The 16,513-nt window shown below is 58.9% G+C and carries 6 protein-coding genes and 7 pseudogenes; 5 read left to right on the forward strand and 8 right to left on the reverse strand.

Annotated features, from left to right (window positions below):
- Positions 1-316: 316 nt before the first annotated feature.
- Positions 317-631 (reverse strand): annotated as a pseudogene (locus L6637_RS40395) (integrase core domain-containing protein); the annotation flags it as partial.
- Positions 632-863: 232 nt separating this feature from the next.
- Between L6637_RS40395 and L6637_RS42955 the strand changes: the two are divergent.
- The gene (locus L6637_RS42955) at positions 864-1,034 is read left to right on the forward strand and encodes a transposase domain-containing protein (RefSeq protein WP_476727273.1); all 171 of its coding nucleotides are present in this window, start codon (positions 864-866) and stop codon (positions 1,032-1,034) included.
- Between the two features lie 169 nt (positions 1,035-1,203).
- Here the strand turns inward: L6637_RS42955 and L6637_RS40405 are convergent, their stop codons facing one another.
- Positions 1,204-1,875 carry an FkbM family methyltransferase gene (locus tag L6637_RS40405; protein WP_128929894.1) on the reverse strand — a complete coding sequence of 224 codons (672 nt, stop codon included), beginning with the start codon at positions 1,873-1,875 and terminating at the stop codon, positions 1,204-1,206.
- An 839-nt stretch (positions 1,876-2,714) separates the two neighbouring features.
- Positions 2,715-3,944 (reverse strand): C4-dicarboxylate transporter DctA, encoded by a 1,230-nt coding sequence (gene dctA / locus L6637_RS40410; protein ID WP_206733223.1) that lies wholly within the window; start codon positions 3,942-3,944, stop codon positions 2,715-2,717.
- Positions 3,945-4,929: 985 nt separating this feature from the next.
- Between dctA and nolL the strand changes: the two genes are divergently transcribed.
- Both nolL and L6637_RS40420 read left to right on the forward strand, forming a co-directional pair.
- A complete protein-coding gene (nolL, locus tag L6637_RS40415) occupies positions 4,930-6,060 on the forward strand; it encodes a nodulation factor fucose acetyltransferase NolL (RefSeq protein ID WP_128929892.1) in 1,131 nt (376 codons plus the stop codon).
- A gap of 9 nt (positions 6,061-6,069) precedes the next feature.
- Positions 6,070-6,356, forward strand: a pseudogene (locus L6637_RS40420) (transposase domain-containing protein); the annotation flags it as partial.
- On the opposite strand, the pseudogene L6637_RS42960 reads toward L6637_RS40420, so the two are convergent.
- The 3 genes and pseudogenes from L6637_RS42960 to L6637_RS40430 form a co-directional block, all read right to left on the reverse strand.
- Positions 6,336-6,639 (reverse strand): annotated as a pseudogene (locus L6637_RS42960) (IS3 family transposase); the annotation flags it as partial. The pseudogenes L6637_RS40420 and L6637_RS42960 overlap by 21 nt on opposite strands.
- Positions 6,640-8,253: 1,614 nt before the next feature.
- Positions 8,254-9,060: a helix-turn-helix transcriptional regulator gene (locus L6637_RS40425; protein WP_128929890.1), complete on the reverse strand. Its 807-nt coding sequence runs from the start codon at positions 9,058-9,060 to the stop codon at positions 8,254-8,256.
- Positions 9,061-11,695: 2,635 nt separating this feature from the next.
- Positions 11,696-11,955: pseudogene (locus tag L6637_RS40430) on the reverse strand (transposase); the annotation flags it as partial.
- 252 nt (positions 11,956-12,207) lie between these two features.
- Here L6637_RS40430 and L6637_RS40435 point away from each other — a divergent pair.
- Positions 12,208-13,424 (forward strand): annotated as a pseudogene (locus L6637_RS40435) (IS110 family RNA-guided transposase).
- A 312-nt stretch (positions 13,425-13,736) separates the two neighbouring features.
- Here the strand turns inward: L6637_RS40435 and L6637_RS40440 are convergent.
- A pseudogene (locus L6637_RS40440) lies at positions 13,737-13,986 on the reverse strand (transposase); the annotation flags it as partial.
- A 72-nt stretch (positions 13,987-14,058) separates the two neighbouring features.
- Between L6637_RS40440 and L6637_RS40445 the strand changes: the two are divergent.
- On the forward strand, positions 14,059-15,447 hold the full coding sequence (locus tag L6637_RS40445) for a transposase (protein WP_128929889.1): 1,389 nt from the start codon (positions 14,059-14,061) through the stop codon (positions 15,445-15,447).
- Positions 15,448-15,498: 51 nt separating this feature from the next.
- Here the strand turns inward: L6637_RS40445 and L6637_RS40450 are convergent.
- A pseudogene (locus L6637_RS40450) lies at positions 15,499-16,245 on the reverse strand (IS256 family transposase); the annotation flags it as partial.
- Between the last annotated feature and the right edge of the window lie 268 nt (positions 16,246-16,513).

Here is a 16,513-nt window from a genome sequence, read left to right on the forward strand (position 1 = left end):
TTCGCTTCGGGGTTCAAACACTGCGTTCTTGGCACATTACGATGCCGTCTGGGGAGGGCGGCAACCATCCCATCTCATCTGGTGATCTGTGATGTGTCGGCCGGGCACGCGAGTGATTCCTCTTGGCGGAAGAACCACTTGCATAACCCCGCCGGCCGCGATCACCAGTCGGCGCGGTCCTCCTCGGGATCGCGCCGACGCTGGGCTCGTAACTCCGGTCGGGCTACGCCCTCCCTACGTCACGAGCCCAGCGAAACTCTCTCACCTTGATTGACGCTGCCTTCCATCCTGATCGCCGCGCGACAAGCTGACGCGGAGCCTTCGCATAGCGCAGTGCCAGATCCCGGCAGGTGAAGACGAACCCGAACGGGGTCTTCCATCCGAGCTGGGAGTGTGGTCGCGCGTCGTTGTAATCGGCCCGCCGGCACCCAGGCACGACACGGGCCTGGGCAGGGACGTAAACAGCGGCTCGCCCCGCAGCTGGCCATTGAAGTCTTCGATGCGCATTCTGCATAGGCTTGCCGGGCCCCATTTAGTGCCAGGCTAGGCGGCTCTGATCAGCCCACGACATGATGCCATTGCTGTCGGCCTCGCTGTTGTCGTTGACCACCATCTTGGAGTTGCCGCGCTCAATGGAGTTAAATCGGTTGCGCGATCAGCGGTTCGGACGCTGCAGACAGCCTGCGCGGCGGACGTAAGTCCGGTTCGCCGGCGGGGCGGAAGGCAAGCGGGGACCTAGCTGATCGAGAGATCGAGAAGCTCACGCTCAAGAAGCTCCAGCACGAGCAGTTCGGACAGTCCTCCGGAGCGAGGCGCATTGCTGGACTGGCTCGAGCTGCAGCTCGCTGGCCTGGAGGAAAAAGCTGGGCAGTCCAGACCGGTCTCAGGTGGCTGCGGACAAGATGGCGGTGCCATCGTTCGAGCGCCGCAAGCCAGCCCGCCGGCCACTGGCGGAGCATCTCCCACGGGAACGCATCGATCTATGCGCCACCTGCGATCTGCCCATGCATGCCTCCGGGCTGGGAATTGTCTGAGCCGTATCCTGGCGCGCTTTGGATAGCCAACGAGCCACCCTAGGCGGTATGCAAACAAAGCTTCGGCAACTTGCCACTTCATCGTCGGCCCCGCGATAGGAGTGCTGCGGTACAAACAAGCCCGCGAACCGCGCATGTCGGTCATCCACTCTGCCGAGCGTGGCTTTCCTCAAACAGACCGGAGCACCTTGTTTCTAAGCAGAACGTCGCCCTCAATCTCTCGCGGATACAGAGTAACCACTTCGAACGCGGGAAGGAGGTCAAGGATGGAGCGCAGTGAAAGCTGGCCTTCGTACAGTTCGCGGTCACTATACTCGGTGTAGATGAACCGTGTTCTGCCCAGGGTTTTCTGACCGCCAGCGATTACGTCCGACTCAGCTCCTTGAACATCCATCCAGATTAGATCAACAGGGCCGCTGAGACCAGCTTCGCCGCTCCAGTCATCCAGTCGCTGGGTCTCGACCAGAATCGAGTCATCAAAGCGAACCCAATCATATTCTGAAAGGTGATTTTTGGGTCTACGTATGGAGCCCGATAAGTCCCACCCCCTCGCATCTCCGTCCCCATTGCTCGGATGAAACTCGATGGTACCGTTTCGATCACTGATGGCGAGCTGCATGAGCGCCACGTTGGGTCGAGCCAGACGCTTATTCTCCTTGAAGCGAGCTATTGCGCGAGGGTCAGGTTCAAAGCAGTATACGCTGGCGTCTGGACACAGCTCAAGAAATCGCTGTGTGTCGCTACCATCATTGCATCCAATGTCCAAGATAACCGGGCATGTGACCCGAAGATGAGAAACGATCTTCTGGTGTATTTCCAGTGTAGGTAACGACTCTAGCATCTGTCCTTATCCTTTTCGTTGCGATGTGTGTTAACCGGTGGAACCAGGAGCCTGGGAGGTGCTGGCGGGTTGCTCAATAAGGGCACTCGTCGAGTAACGAGTAACAACGTTGAGAGGGCAATGGCAGCTCTGTTGCGAGGCTCTGGCGGATCATTGACCGGGGTAAGTAGCCTTTGGCTCAGAGCCGCGTTCACAAGTGGAAATTGCGAGGTCGAGGAAACGGTGCGGCTACCCGAGAGCACGCGATCGGAGGCGAGACAGGCAACCCTATGGTTGGATAGAGCGTCCACAATCGGTGAGATCTGGCCAAGCAGTAGGCAAATAGGAGCGTATCAACAATCGTGTTTCCGGTAGCGTTCTGCGCCCTAATATTCATTGAGGGATCTCTATTTGCGAGCTCGCACCGAGCTGCTGCTTACTATTGCGCGGCCCACCCTCGGCTGTACAATCGATTTCAATGATGGGCTATATTTGGCTAATGGATAGTTGGCCTCCAGAGGCCAGCGAAAAGGTCATTTAAATACAACACACGCGCAATCACCGTCCGATGGTGGCGCCTGGGGTCTGGCCGCGTGCTGCCGGGCGTACGGGGCCACCCGCACTCGCGATGATTATGGTCATTCAAACTTAGGTGGGGACCCGATGCCCTGCCCTCTCTAAGTTGATGTGCGACACCACGATGGCACGTCACTTACAAAGATGGCATCAATGGCCGTTGACATACTGCCGAGTGAACGGCTCCGGTGCTCGGTTTCAAGACCTATGTTCATACCAACTTGTGCACCGTGCAGGCCGCCGCGCCATGACAGGGTGCGAGATGACGGCCATAACGGCTGCAACTAATAGCTCAGAGCCGCATTAAAGGTCTCTCGGTCGAGCTCGCCCTCGGACGAGGCAACGATCACGCAGGCCACGCCGTTGCCACAGAGGTTGGTCAACGCGCGGCATTCGCTCATGAACTTGTCTATGCCCAGCACGATGGCCATGCCCGGCACGAGCCGTGGATCTACGACCGCGAGCGTCGCCGCCAGCGTGATGAAGCCTGCACCGGCGATGCCAGAGGCCCCCTTCGAGGTCAGCATCGCCACGAGCAGGATCGTGAGTTGCTGGCTGAACGTCAGATCGTAGCCGAGCGCCTGCGAGATAAAGAGCGTCGCTAGCGTCATGTAGATGTTGGTGCCGTCGAGATTGAACGAATAACCCGTGGGCACCACGAGGCCGACCACCGATTTTGAGCAGCCGAGACGTTCCAGCTTCTCCATCAAGGACGGCAGCGCGCTCTCCGAGGACGAGGTGCCGAGCACGATCAGCAGCTCGTCCTTGATGTAGGCGAGGAACTTGAAGATCGAGAAGCCGGCAAGGCGCGCGATAATGCCGAGCACCAGGAGCACGAATAGGGCCGCAGTGACGTAGAAGGTCGCGATCAGGCCCATCAAATTGAGGATCGCGCCGGTCCCGAACTTGCCGATCGTGTAGGCCATCGCGCCGAAGGCGCCGACCGGCGCCGCGCGCATTACGATCGAGATCACGCCGAACACCGCATGCGCGGCATCATCGATGAAGCTGCGGATCAAATGGCCGCGTTCGCCGAGCCCCAGGATAGCGAAGCCGAACAGGACGGAGAACAGCAGCACTTGCAGGATCTCGCCTTGCGCGAAGGCGCCGACCACGGTGTCGGGAATGATGTGCAGGATGAAGTCGACCGACTTCTGGCCTTCGGCCTGCTTGGCGTAGTTGGCGACCGCCTGCGCGTTGGCCGCCGCACTGCCGAAGCCCGCGCCCGGCCTCACGACATTGCCGATGATGAGGCCGATGATGAGCGCGAAGGTGGAGACGACCTCGAAATAGACCAACGCCTTCACGCCGATGCGTCCGACCTTCTTGGCATCATGGATATGGGCGATGCCGGAGACGACGGTGCAGAAGACGATCGGAGCGATCACCATCTTGATCAACTTGATGAAGCCCTCGCCCAGCGCCTTGATCCAGTCATTAGTGGCCAGGTGCGGCCAGCGCCAGCCGACGATGCCGCCGAGAGCAATTGCCGCCAAAACCTGGACATATAGCATTTTATGTGAGCGGGCTCCGGCACGCGGCTGCTCGGCGCGCCCGACGCCTCCAATGGGTTTGGTCATGTCTCCATCCTTCCTGGCGATCGGCTCCCAGTGTGCAGAACGAGCTTTGGCGTTGGCAGCGCCAGTGAGGCATAGTGGCCGGCATGTTATTGGGGCATGTGGGCGTGCTCAGGAAGGCGGCTTAAGCGGTTTCGCCTCAGGCCGATCCCGAGTTCATTCGAGTATTTTTAGGCTGTCGTGGATCAAACCAAAAAGAGCCAGCGATTGAGCTGTTTTTGCGCAGCCTCGTCGCCACCGGTCAGCGGGCAATAGCTGCCTTACACGCTCCCAGTCTAGGTGATCCAAAATCACGACCTTCATCTCCCAGTCGCAGCGTTCCGCCAAGAGGGTCTGTGGGCGTAAGCGCAGGTACTTCACTATTTCACGTTCCTGCATCCAATGTCTAAGGGCGCCTCGCTAGAGAAGACTGCGTTCTTCTTCGAGATCGATCAGGCTGCGTGGCGCATGATAGTAACGGGATGAGGAATCTGGTTATTCCCGGGCATCTGGATCATGCAGACGAAGTGTGCATGCGGACCTCCCCTATTCTCGTGAGCTTTGCCCTAAAAGAGCAAACTGCGTGCCACGAGTGTTACTGTTCAAGGAGAGCCTTATTATTGCGGAGACCATGGGGTGCGTAAACGCAGCCGATTGATTGCGGGTAGCAAGACGACTAATTGTGCAAGAGCTCTGGTAACGGTGGCCGGGCGGCGATCGTCTCACATCATTCACCATCTGGATGTGTCGCATCAATACAACCGATTGTACCAATCTGGAAAGATGAGCAAAGACGAGGAACGGAACGGCGGAATTGTCGCATTCGTCGCAATGATTACGTCAGTTTCGTCGGAGGGTGCACCAATCGGTCGGGAAGCCTTCGAGCCCGATCGGGTCAGCCCAACTGGCGCTCCGCGGGTCGTAAATCGCATGCCGAGGCATCATGTTTCATTGCTCAGCACAATCAACCGAGTGTAGTTCGCAGGCGCTCAAAGGAGCGCCGCGAGACCTAAGCCTTGATTTTGCTAAAGGCATGCTCATCATCTTGGTGATCATCGGACATTTGATACAATACGTTATTTGTAGAAATAACGAATATTGGCATTCGCCTTACTTCAAGTTCATCTACATGTTTCACATGCCGCTCTTCATGGCGATAAGCGGCTATTTGTCCCACGGAGCGCTAGTTTACAAGTCGCTGTCGCGCAGCGTCGCTGATCGTGTGAAGCAATTGTTGCTGCCGGCGCTATTTTGCGGCACGCTTCTCGAAGCAATCAAGTTGGGGGCGTTCAAGCTAGCTACGGGGTCAGTGCCAACAAGCCTGCGTGATGTACTGTTTGACCTTGCGAAGGAGCTAGTAGGCTCATATTGGTTCATTTGGACCACATTTGCCTCATTCCTCGTCATGAGGAGTCTTTTCGCGTTGTGCGGCCGGGTATCGGCCTGGGTGATTGGCACGTCAGCGATCTTTGTTGCCCTCACTCCGTTGACAGTTTCGATAGTGCCATTGGCGCGATACACTTACCCATTCTTTTGCCTTGGAGTCGTGTTCGCTCATTCGAAGGAATGGCGGACGGCCATAATCTCACGATACAAATCGCTCTTGATGGTCTTGCTTAGTGGAATGGCTTGTGCGTGCTATTTCAACTGGAACAAAACAACCTACGCCTACAACAACCTAGTACTGGTTCACGATACAAAGCAAGTGTTGCTTATGTTTCTTGGCTCTGCATCTGCCTCGGCAATTGCAATGGAAGTGTTGCTGCAGGTCTGGCGCTTTGGCTGTTCTAGTCGCGTGGTTCTCTTCGTTGCGGTAGGTCTTGGGCAGCGTACGCTGGTCCTTTATCTGATCCAGGGCGCCGTGTTCCGCTTGATGGACTTTATTTCGTTTGAAAGACCTTTCGAGCTATCAGTTAGAATCGCAATCGCTGCGGCGCTAGGGGCGGGAATTGTTGTCATCGCCGCAGCGATTCAGTGGATTGTGCGCGGCCTTCGAAGGATCTGGGAGTGTCGCCGGAGCGCTACTCGGATCGCTATTGGCCGTGTGGCCTCCGTTTGGGACAGAAGCGTTTAGCGTCGTGACGCCAGATGTGCCATCTTCGAACGCTTCCTGACCGATGGTCGCATCGAGCTCGACTCCAACATCGTCGAGCGCGCCATCAGGCCACAAACAATTACGAGAAAGAATAGTCTGTTTGCCGGCAGCGACGGCGGCAGACGAACCTGGGCGACCATCGCGACACTGTTGCAGACAGCGAAGAAGAACAACGTCGATCCGCTCGCTGGCTTGCTCTCACGCTTCAGCGTATCGCCAACGGCTGGCTGAGCAGCGAAATCCACGCCCTTATGCCATGGAACCACGCCATCTGACGGCCTCACCCTGCCGCTTACACTTGTGCCGTGGTTGGACACGATCATTCCTGGCTTGTCGCGTCGCTCGACGATCGCCGTCAGTTCGCGGGCGACGCGCCATCCTGAGATCCACTGGAGAACCTGTCTTGCACAAAGTCCAGCGACGGCTCGCGTTGGGCCACGCCTCGACAAGGGTCGTGGCACGGTCCCACGGCTTTGTGGCGAGCCCGCCGCTGGCGGACGGGGGGCCTTTCCCGCGATAAAAGTCACTAGATCCGGTTAGTTGCCGGGGCTCTCCCTCGCTGCCGCGGCTCGGCTAGTGCCGGCTATTCGGCTCGTGGATCGCTCAACCAGCCCCGCAGAGCCGTGCGCATGGTGACAGGAGCTAGCGCGATCATCCACTCTTACCCGACCTATCTGAAACCCACTTGGTAGCCGCACACACCTGGTGGATTAAATCGAAAACCGTACGCGAGCTCCAGGGGATATCAGAAAGATAAGAGAGACGAATTCGCGGCTGAGCAAGTTAAATAGCGTCCCATTTGCAGGAGATGCTCGCGCCTGATCGCTGTAAGGTAGACACACATGAATGGATCACCGCACCACGATAAGCTCGTGAGAGCCGAGCGATGCAGCGCACTAATCCAGACTCAACTCGTCAAAACGCGATGTCGTGACGGCAGGCGCAGAGCTCGTGTGGTCCGCGGGGCACCATGCTTTGAGAGTTGCATAATGTGACGCTTGTGATTGGGCAAGCCAGACGAGATACAGACATCAAATGCGATCGCGAAACCGCCAAATCGGGTTAGGGGGGCTCAAGCTCTATTTGCGCCCTTCCCTTCAAGGGTGAACGAGATGCAGCATCCTGCCCGGGGGGCGACGAATTTACCGAGATGTTGTGGAATACGGGAACGACCCCGCACGTTCCAATCCACATGGAACACGAGAGAATTGCACTGGCCCGATAGCGAAGGTTTGTCGTTGCCCACGACTGCTGCTTCGGGCGCAGGCCCCCTGAAGGGCGGATCACTAGCTAATGCCATCATCAATGGCGTGGTTACGAGAGGGATAATAATAGAGAGCCATCGAGTTAGGACCCTGATTAGCGCCGGTGACCGAGAGGCAAGCCAAGTTTTCGCGCCTTCTGACGCAGCGACCCAACGGTACGCTTTGTAAGCTTTGCAATTTGAATGACCGGTGTTTTGGCCCTTGAATGGGCGCGGAGTTCCTTCACGTCCGCTCTACTGTACTCGCGTCGCGCAATCTTCTTTTTTACCTGTTTTGCCATACTTGCTCCGGTGTCCTATTTACGCGAACAATATCAGGAAGGCACCGGTCTTGCCAAGGCTTACAAGCACTTCTGGGATGCATTCGCTAGTCGGCGGCCGTGCCAGCCTCATTCGTGAAGAGCGGCATGTCTTCGGCGGCATCTTTTATCGCCACCCCGGGGGAAGCGCCTGAATGTGCCAGCGTCGCATTTGCATCATCAGCAAGGATTGATCCGCGAACAGTCGGGACTTGCGAGCGCATGATGGATCGGGAGTATCTGTTCGCAGTCGCATCAACCGTTCCTCTCGCTTGAAAGCAAGTGAGCCTGTATAGCGCGACAATCTGGGTGGGGAGCTTCCACCCTAATTGCCGCGCGGCATGAGCCTGAGAAATCGGGGCGCAGCGAACGTGTTGATCTCCCACGCAAGTTAGGCGGCGCAGTGTCGAGCATTGTAAGCGAACTATCCATCACTTCGGGTGCAAGCTATGGTTGTTCTCACTTAGCCGGACGTGACCAAGCGCAGCGTTGGATCGGTAGCACCGGAATTATTCTCTGAGCAGTTCGCGCGCCGGGCATCCGTCGGATCAGGACCAGAAAAGCTCAGGGGATCGTCTGAACTTGTGGGCACCCGGCAGCGGCCATGCTTCATTGCCTTGCCAAAGTACGGTTCTTCGATTTCACTGTATGTCCCTTTGAGAAGCGGCACTCCTCGTTCGTTGGGGAAGCGTAGTGAATAAGGCCGGCGCGGTAGGCTTCTCTGATTGCCACAGTGCGCGTACTTGTACCCATCTTTCGCATAATGTTCTTCATGTGGAAGTCGACTGAATTCCCGCTGATGTGGAGGAGCCGGCCGATATGCCAGGAAGACCTGCCTTCCGCCGCGTGCAAGAGGATCTCTTTTTCACGTGGAGTGAAAGTAACATTCAGATATCGGTTCTCATCTGGTAGGGGCGCGATAAGGCCATAACCGATGTGGAATTGAGAGGCCAGTGCGGCGAGGTGAAGTAAGGAGCCTTTCGGATCAGCCCGATCGCTTTCGGAGGCAAACAGCGCCACGGATACATGGCCCTGCGCTGCGAAAAGGGGAACGCTTATGCCGCGCTTAAAGCCCGCTATTTTGTAGAAATCCAGTGCGCGTTGCTCTTCTGGCAGCAATCGACATCGTGCAGACAGCTCCTCCCAGCATATTGGGCGTGAAAAACGCCGTGATCGATGAATTGCGGGGTCTATATTGCCGTATTCGTGTTCTGCGTAGGGCTTACTCCAGTGGGATGGAAAGTTCGAGGCGATCATGGGGGCAGGACTTTCACGAAGGCGTTTGGGCGGGGCGTATGTTACTGCCGCATATGCTACTGAACCGAAGCCCAGCTTTCCTGCTTTGCTTACCAGCATTTGGAACAGAGGTGAAAGCGACTGCGTGTTGGCTGCGCAATTGATCAAGTCGTAGTTCATAGCTGCCACGCGATGGGTTCATGCTTGGGGAGTTGATTGCGGGGTAGACGAGCGGTCCGACTGATATCGACTGTCATCCGTCTCCCGGTGGCCGCCGAGATGAGGACCAGCGGGCTTGGTTGTAGGTCCTCACTCCGAGACGGTAGTAGCGACTGCCTTTCTTGGCGCTTTGGCATAAGACTGGGTGCGGGCGGTGGCGTCGCTCCTACGGTGTGATGCGCCGCTTGTTCCGACTCGTGCAGGACGAGCGGGATGTATCCGGCGGACCGGCGCTGCGGAAGCCGGCGAGCAAAACTAACGACGTGCTGCCTAAAGGCCCTGCTTTGTTTAAGGCGCGTGCGGCGTCCACATAGGCTCGGATGAACGCAAAGACGTAACTTTTTAGGTAATCGCGAGGTCAGCGTCGCGCGGTTGTCGTGAGCATTCACAACTCTATGACCGGGTTTGACGCGCTTTCTTGCGGTGTTCCTATTGCGTATGCGCCGCTGTTCGGTGTCTGAGTGGGGACAAGCTACGAAGCCATTGCTCATGTGGATCTCCAACGCTTTTATGCTCGGTGAGCAAGTTGCGTGCCGCTGGGTCGACCAGCTGCATGCAGGCGCCATGTTACGATTGTTGTTAAGAATGCCGTGGTGATGCGCGTGCTTAGGAGCACAATAGAACTAGCGGGTAATGCACAGCTGATGGGCGAGAGCGGTGACTTCTGTTCTTGAAGATGGAAGTCTTCGCTTGTGATCGCGAGCAGGCGATCACAATGAAACAGGGACTATGGGTCAGCCGAAATGGCCCAAGGGGTATCGATCGGATGCCACGCGAGCGCAGTTGCCCAGAGCTCGCTAACTTCCTGAGGAAATCCGTTATCGCTTAGGAGCGGCTCTGGCCGAGAGACCCTGACCTAAGCGGCACGTTTGAATCAGGTGTGTTGATTTGGGTTCCGTTCTCAAAAGACGATCGCCGATCTTCGGGCATGACAGTCGGGCGCGCTGCAATGTTCTATCGTGAGATCTCTTGGCCGCCGCATGCCCGGGCTAAGCGTGGTGCCCGCTCTCAGCGGTATCGAAGGCACCGTCAAGCGGCTAATAACACCAGCGTATACGGTGCTCAGATGCGGCGATTTACGCCGTCTAGCGAGGCCTTGCTTTAGCGGAATATTGGGAGGTAAGCGTCTTGTCAGTCACTCTGCTGAGCCAAGACAAATTGTGAGAGATCAACGCTAGTTATGGAGCGATCTAAAACAAACAGTTGTTGGGACCCAAGGGGCTCTCGCTTTAGCTCATTCAAGTCAGCCGAGCACGGCTGGCGCGGTGAGGTGTTTCGTTTCAGACGAGGAGCACAGAGGTGTGCCCCCAAAAAAACGTCGCATGCGCGCTATCCAACGCCTCTGTACGAAAAGGGACCCGGCTCGGCCGGCCCACCGTCCTCGGCCGCTCGTTTCGCTCCTGATCTCAGCGGTGACTACCGCTTGCGCGAATGCCATCGCAACCGTACCTCGGCTGGCCTCGCTCCCCGGGAAATACAAGGATGGTTGCGGAACGGTGGTCATGGCCGGTGGGCTCGCTTCGAAGGAAATGCCAGAAGAGCGTTCCGTGGTCGGGCTGCCTGTCCATCGCATGGAATTTATCTAGTCTTGGCCAGAACTCGACGCTCATTTGGCAACTTACTTCTATGCGACGGCATGCAGGGCAGTGAGTTCATCTTGTCGCCTCTCAGCGTGTCCCCCTCTTCTCTCTTGGTTAGTCGAGGCACGGCTCTTGCTGCCTACAAAGAAGCATCACCATCCCGCCTCCCTTGTGGTGATGTTAGGGGCGGGTTCGGCACGACCAGCTGCTGCCGGACCGCCCCGACGATCGTAGACGATAACAGATGAGAGTGGGCCTTAGGCCAACCTATTTGTGATTCGCGGCACGTGCCGTGCAAAGCGCTGTGTCCTTGCTGCATGGTCGCAGTTCGCTCCATGCTCCGTGACGCCGAACGTCTTGTGATCTGCGAGAAGATGGCGCGTTTAGCGGTGGATGATCGAGCCGTTAATCCGCGCGCAAGGGGCTGGTTCGCGAGCTCGCTTTGCAGGGGTGCCAAAGGACCGCTTGTCGGGTCTCAAACGAGGGCTCGTTGATGGAGCCGAATCGACTTGTTCTCTCGGCGATCTCGAAGCGCTGTCTGCCGTTGTGTTAGGTAGGAGCATGGGTATTGTGGCATGCCGTCGCTCATCCTCGCGGCTGCCTTTGATTGCCTCGATCAGAAGCGAAGTGTCCGCTGGTTCGCTTCAACAGAGTAGAAGCTTGTAGTGCAACGAGTAGCTGTTACGTTCTGTTACTCGAAGAACTGTGCTGCTTCGAGGACCTCGCAGCAAGTTCCTGATGGACCGTACTCGTTCGTGCGGCCCAATCAGTGGGACGTGGAGTTACGGTCTCGATTGGGCGCGTGATGATGTAAGAGCCCAGAGCCGCGCGACGATGCGTGGGGCAAAATTGATGCTCTCCCTTGCGCCTCAACCCAAAAGCGCTGACACTCAGCCTGGCTCGAGTCTAATTGGGGCCGGCCTTGGAGTTCTGCAGCTACGAGATCAGCGACAAACTCTTATGATTTGCGACCAATTCGAGATCGTGTTCCGTGGCGTGGTGTAGCTGAGTGCGGGTCACCGCGTTCGCCGGCATGGGCCGGATCGGTCGCTGGCGATTGCCGGGAAGCTGACGGCGGGATCATCGCCCAACGGGGCGATGGTTTCCAGTGTCATGTAGCGGCCGCGCTGGACCGCCCACTCGTCGTTCTGGTCGAGCAGGATCGCACCGACGAGGCGTCGATGGCGTCTTCATTGGGGAAGATGCCGACCACTTCGGTGCGGCGCTTGATCTCGCCATTGACCCGTTCGAGCGGATTGGTAACCGGTATGAGAGTTCTCGGTGCCAACGTTCCGCTGCGGTGTTCGACATCGTGGCGTATGGTGCGACCATCGGGACAGAGGCACCGGGAGCACGAAGGTGCGGGCAGGCCGATACACACGATGAGCCGAGAGCTCGTGTTAGTAGCTGGCCGCCTCTGCGACTTGCCCGGTTGCGCCGTGAGCGCGAGTCCGTAGTTGTCGTGTCGCCCGCCGCTCCCGCAATAATCAACGGAAGGGAGGACGCGCAGATGCGACGCGTGATTGGTATCGATGTTCACCGAACCTTCGGCGAGGTGGTAATCTGGAAAGACGGCATCCTTCGACATGCGGGCCGGGTCGACATGACCCGGGCCGCCCTTGAAGGATGGGCAAGAGTCTGCGGTCGACCGACGAAGTGGTGATCGAGGCGACTGGAAATAGCATGGCGGTGTCGCGGGTGCTGACGCCATTCGTGGCGCGGGTGACTATCGCCAATCCGTTGCAGGTGAAGGCGATCGCTCAGGCGCACGTCAAGACTGACAAGATCGACGCCGGTACACTCGCCAGCCTGCAGGCGGCGGGCTCCCTGCCGCAGATCTGGACGCCTGATGCGGAGACCGAACGCAAGCGCAGGCTGGTGGCGCGGCGCTACCAGGTCGTGCGGCATCGCACGCGGCTCAAGAACGAAGTGCATTCGATCCTGAATGCGCACCTGATCCCAAAGTGCTCGCATGCCGATCTTTTCAATGCCCGCGGCCGGGCGTGGCTGGCCGCTCAACAGTTTCCGGACGATGAGCGCGCGGCGATCGATCGGCACGTTCGTGAGCTCGACCGGCTGGCGGAGGACTTGGCCCTGCTCGACCGCGAGATCGCGCAGGACGCCATCGACGATTCCGCGGTCAACAGAGTGATGACGATCACCAGCGTGAATGTGACAGTCGCTACCGGGATCGTGGCGGCGATCGGCGACATCAGCCGGTTCAGCAGCCCGCAGAAGCTGGTGAGCTATTTCGGGCTGAACCCGAGGGTGCGGCAGTCGGGACTGGGAGCCGCCCATCACGGTCGAATCAGCAAGATCGGCCGCAGTCACGCATGCGCCATACTGGTTGAGGCGGCCTGGGCAGCGGCCAAGGCGCCCGGTCCACTGCATGCGTTTTTCGTGCGCATCCGTGCGCGGCGTGGCCACCAGATCGCCGCGGTCGCCGTGGCTCGGAAGCTCACTGTGCTCTGCTGGCATTTGTTGACAAGGGGCGAAGATTACCTGTGGGCCCGCCCAGCGATGGTCGCCAATAAGACCCGCGCGATGCAACTTCAAGCCGGACATCCGCAACAGAAAGGCAACCGGCGTGGACCAGCCTATACCTGCAACATCAAGGCGCTGCGCGATGGCGAGATGTCGATTGCCGCCCAGGCGGAGCGAAGCTACGAACGGTTCATGTCGCAATGGAAAGCGCGGCGGCCAAAAACCGGCGCGCGGGCGCCTCAGTTCGGCAAGACAAAATAGGGCAGTCCGGTGACGCTTGCAGCCGACGCGTCACGCTTCGCCACGAGGTCGCCCGCGCCCAACAATCATAATCGCAGCTGACGGCAACTTCCAGCCGGGCCAGTCCCGTTCCACGCAGCCGCCGTGCTCGGGCGGATCATGGCCAAGCCTTGCGGTAGCCGCAAATGCGGCCAGCCTTGACCGCCCCTGCGCGCGGCGGCTGCGTGATCGGTGGCCGGGACGGAAGAATGACCCGCGCGACCGAACAAAAGAATGGACTTACAGCGATTTTCGCAGTCGTCGTCTCGGTCTGAAGAAATCGCTTGTCCATCTCATCCGTCGAGTGCAGCTTGGCGCGATGCGCGGCTGGGAAGCTCATGTAGGCGAGCACGTCGGTTTCGGCCTCGTCGAGGAAGGCGGCGAGCTTCGGGAGCTTGGGGCGGAGCTGGTCGGTGATGCGCCGCCATTGCGCCCGCGCCTCCTCGGCATGGTCCTGGGCAAAGGCGGTGGCGATGAAGGAGGAGACGACGCGCCGGCCGCTCTTGCCGGCATGCGCCAGCGCGTTGCGCATGAAGTGCACGCGGGGGTCGTTGAAAAAGCTGCAATTGGCTGATTCCGTTCTCGTCGGCGATTCGCGATTGGCGGAGCAAACGAGATGCTGGGGCGCAAGGAGCGGGATCAGTTGGAGCTCTTCATCACTGGCTCGCTCAGACAGCTCGTCCCAGATGAGCACGTGCTGGCACGGGTCGATCGTGTGCTCGACCTATCTTGGCTAAGGGAAGAGGTCTCCGACCGCTATAGCGCGAACGACGGTCGGCCGGGCGTCGATCCGGAGGCCGCGGTCCGCCTGATGCTCGCGGGTCTGCTCACCGGCATCGTACACGATCGCAAGCTGATCCGAGAGGCTCAGGTTAACATCGCCATTCGCTGGTTTGCTGGTTATGGCCTGCATGAGCGGCTACCGCACCATTCCAGCCTGACGCGCATCCGCCAGCGCTGGGGCGAAGAGCGATTCCGTAGGATCTTTAAACGCACGGTCCAGGCCTGTCTGAAGGCCAAGATCGCAACAGCCGAAGTGGTTCACATCGATGCGTCGCTAATCCGCGCCAACGTGAGTTGGGATAGCCTCACCGAGCAGCATGCGGTGGATGTGCTGAGCGAAAATCAAAGCGAAGATGAAAGCGAGGATGAGAGAAAGGGCCGGCAAAGCGGGAAGTACAAAAAGGTCTGCACGACTGATCCCGATGCGACAATGGCTACGAATGCCCGAAACCGGCGGCTGGAACCCGCTTACAAGCAGCACACTGCCGTCGATGACAAGGTCGGTGTCATTCTGGATGTCGCGGTCACGACTGAACAAACGAACGAAGGAGAGATGATCGAGCCGCAAGTCGATGAGATCGAAGCGATTACGGGCATCGACATCAAGGTCGTCACCGCCGATGCGGGCTATGCCTACGCTAAAGTCTACGGCGCGCTCGAGCGGCGCGGCATTGATGCCCTCATCCCAGCTAAAGCCGAACCAATCAAGAGTCGCGTACCGCTCAGACGCTTCCGGTACGATGCCAAGAACGACATCTTGAAGTGCCCGCGAGGACGTATCTTGCGCCCCGCGCGGCCCATCAAGCACGGCCGTTTCTTTTACGCGAAGGCGAAGGATTGCACCCGGTGTCCGCTCAAGCGGGATTGCCTATCCAAAGGGCGGGTTAACAAAGCGGTCGTTGTCGGTGACCATTATCCGGCACTGCTGCGCGCCCGCCGCCGTCGCGAGCGATGGAGTAAGCAGGATCGACATCTCTATCAACGCCATCGCTGGCGCTCAGAGGGATTCCACGGCGAAGCCAAAACTTGGCATGGGCTGGCGCGCGCCGTACGGCGCGGTCTACCGAATATGAAGATCCAGGCCTACCTGACGGCCGCCGCCATCAACCTCAAGCGGCTGGCAACCGCTCTCCTTGCGCTTATTCTGTCTTGGATTGTCCCTCAAAATGCGTTTGCGGCTTCAGATCGCGCCGTAGCGCGGGCTTTGACGCGAGGGCCATGATAGGCCGGTCGCTGCATCGCGCGAATCTATGGGCCACTTCTTCAACGACCCCACGCGGCAGCGCTGCCAGGAGGCGTTGAGCACCTTGGCCACGGTCGCCTTGATCCCCTCGTGGGCGTCGGAGACCACCAGCTTGACGCCGCGCAATCCCCGCCGCGCCAGCTTGTGCAGGAACGCGGTCCAGAACGTCTCGGCCTCGGACGGGCCGATGTCCATGCCGAGCACCTCGCGCCTTCCGTCGCTGTTGACGCCGACCGCGATGATCACCGCGACCGAGATGATGCGCCCGTTCTGGCGCACCTTCACATAGGTGGCGTCGATCCACAGATAGGGCCAATTGCCCTCGATCGGGCGGTTGAGGAAGGCCTTCACCTTGTCGTCGATCTCACCGCACAGCCGCGACACCTGGCTCTTGGAGATGCCGCTCATGCCCTTCGCCTGCATCTGGTCGTCGACCGAGCGAGTCGAGACGCCGTGGACATAGGCCTCCTGCACCACCGCGGTGAGCGCCTTCTCGGCCATCCGCCGCGGCTCCAGGAAGCCGGGGAAGTAGGAGCCTTTGCGCAGCTTGGGAATGCGCAGCTCGACGGTGCCGGCGCGGGTCTCCCAGCTCCGATCGCGGTAGCCGTTACGCTGGACCTGCCGCTCTTGGCTCTTCTCGCCGTACGCGGCTCCGGTCAGGCCCTCGACCTCCAGCTCCATCAGCCGGTGGGCAGCAAAGCCGATCATCTCGCGCAACAGATCAGCATCGGGGATCTTCTCTACGAGCGTGCGCAGGTTCATCATGTCGTCGGTCATCGGTGGTTCCTCGAGTCAGGTTGGCTGTCGCAATCCAAACCTTACCGACGAATCATCGGTGACCACTCGCAAAGCCGCTCGCTCGCTACAGCGCTATGGGGGAGCGCGCGTCGCGAGCGGCTTTGCTAATGAGCTACACCACTCCCTGGGACACGACCCCACTCTCGTCACTCCGAGATTAAGGAGGTAAGCCAGTTGCGAGTACCGCGTCGGAATCCAACGCCAAAAGGTGTGACGTATGCGCAATGCAAGCAAAGATGGTGTAAAT

This window comes from Bradyrhizobium zhengyangense (assembly GCF_022012435.1).
In the GTDB taxonomy this organism is placed as follows: domain Bacteria; phylum Pseudomonadota; class Alphaproteobacteria; order Rhizobiales; family Xanthobacteraceae; genus Bradyrhizobium; species Bradyrhizobium zhengyangense.

Excerpts from the sequence above, each read along its gene's own strand:
- L6637_RS40405 (WP_128929894.1), bottom strand. The coding sequence starts at position 1,875 with ATGCTAGAGTCGTTACCTACACTGGAAATACACCAGAAGATCGTTTCT.
- L6637_RS40445 (WP_128929889.1), top strand. The coding sequence starts at position 14,059 with ATGCTGGGGCGCAAGGAGCGGGATCAGTTGGAGCTCTTCATCACTGGC.
- nolL (WP_128929892.1), top strand. The coding sequence starts at position 4,930 with ATGTTTCATTGCTCAGCACAATCAACCGAGTGTAGTTCGCAGGCGCTC.
- L6637_RS40425 (WP_128929890.1), bottom strand. The coding sequence starts at position 9,060 with ATGAACTACGACTTGATCAATTGCGCAGCCAACACGCAGTCGCTTTCA.
- dctA (WP_206733223.1), bottom strand. The coding sequence starts at position 3,944 with ATGCTATATGTCCAGGTTTTGGCGGCAATTGCTCTCGGCGGCATCGTC.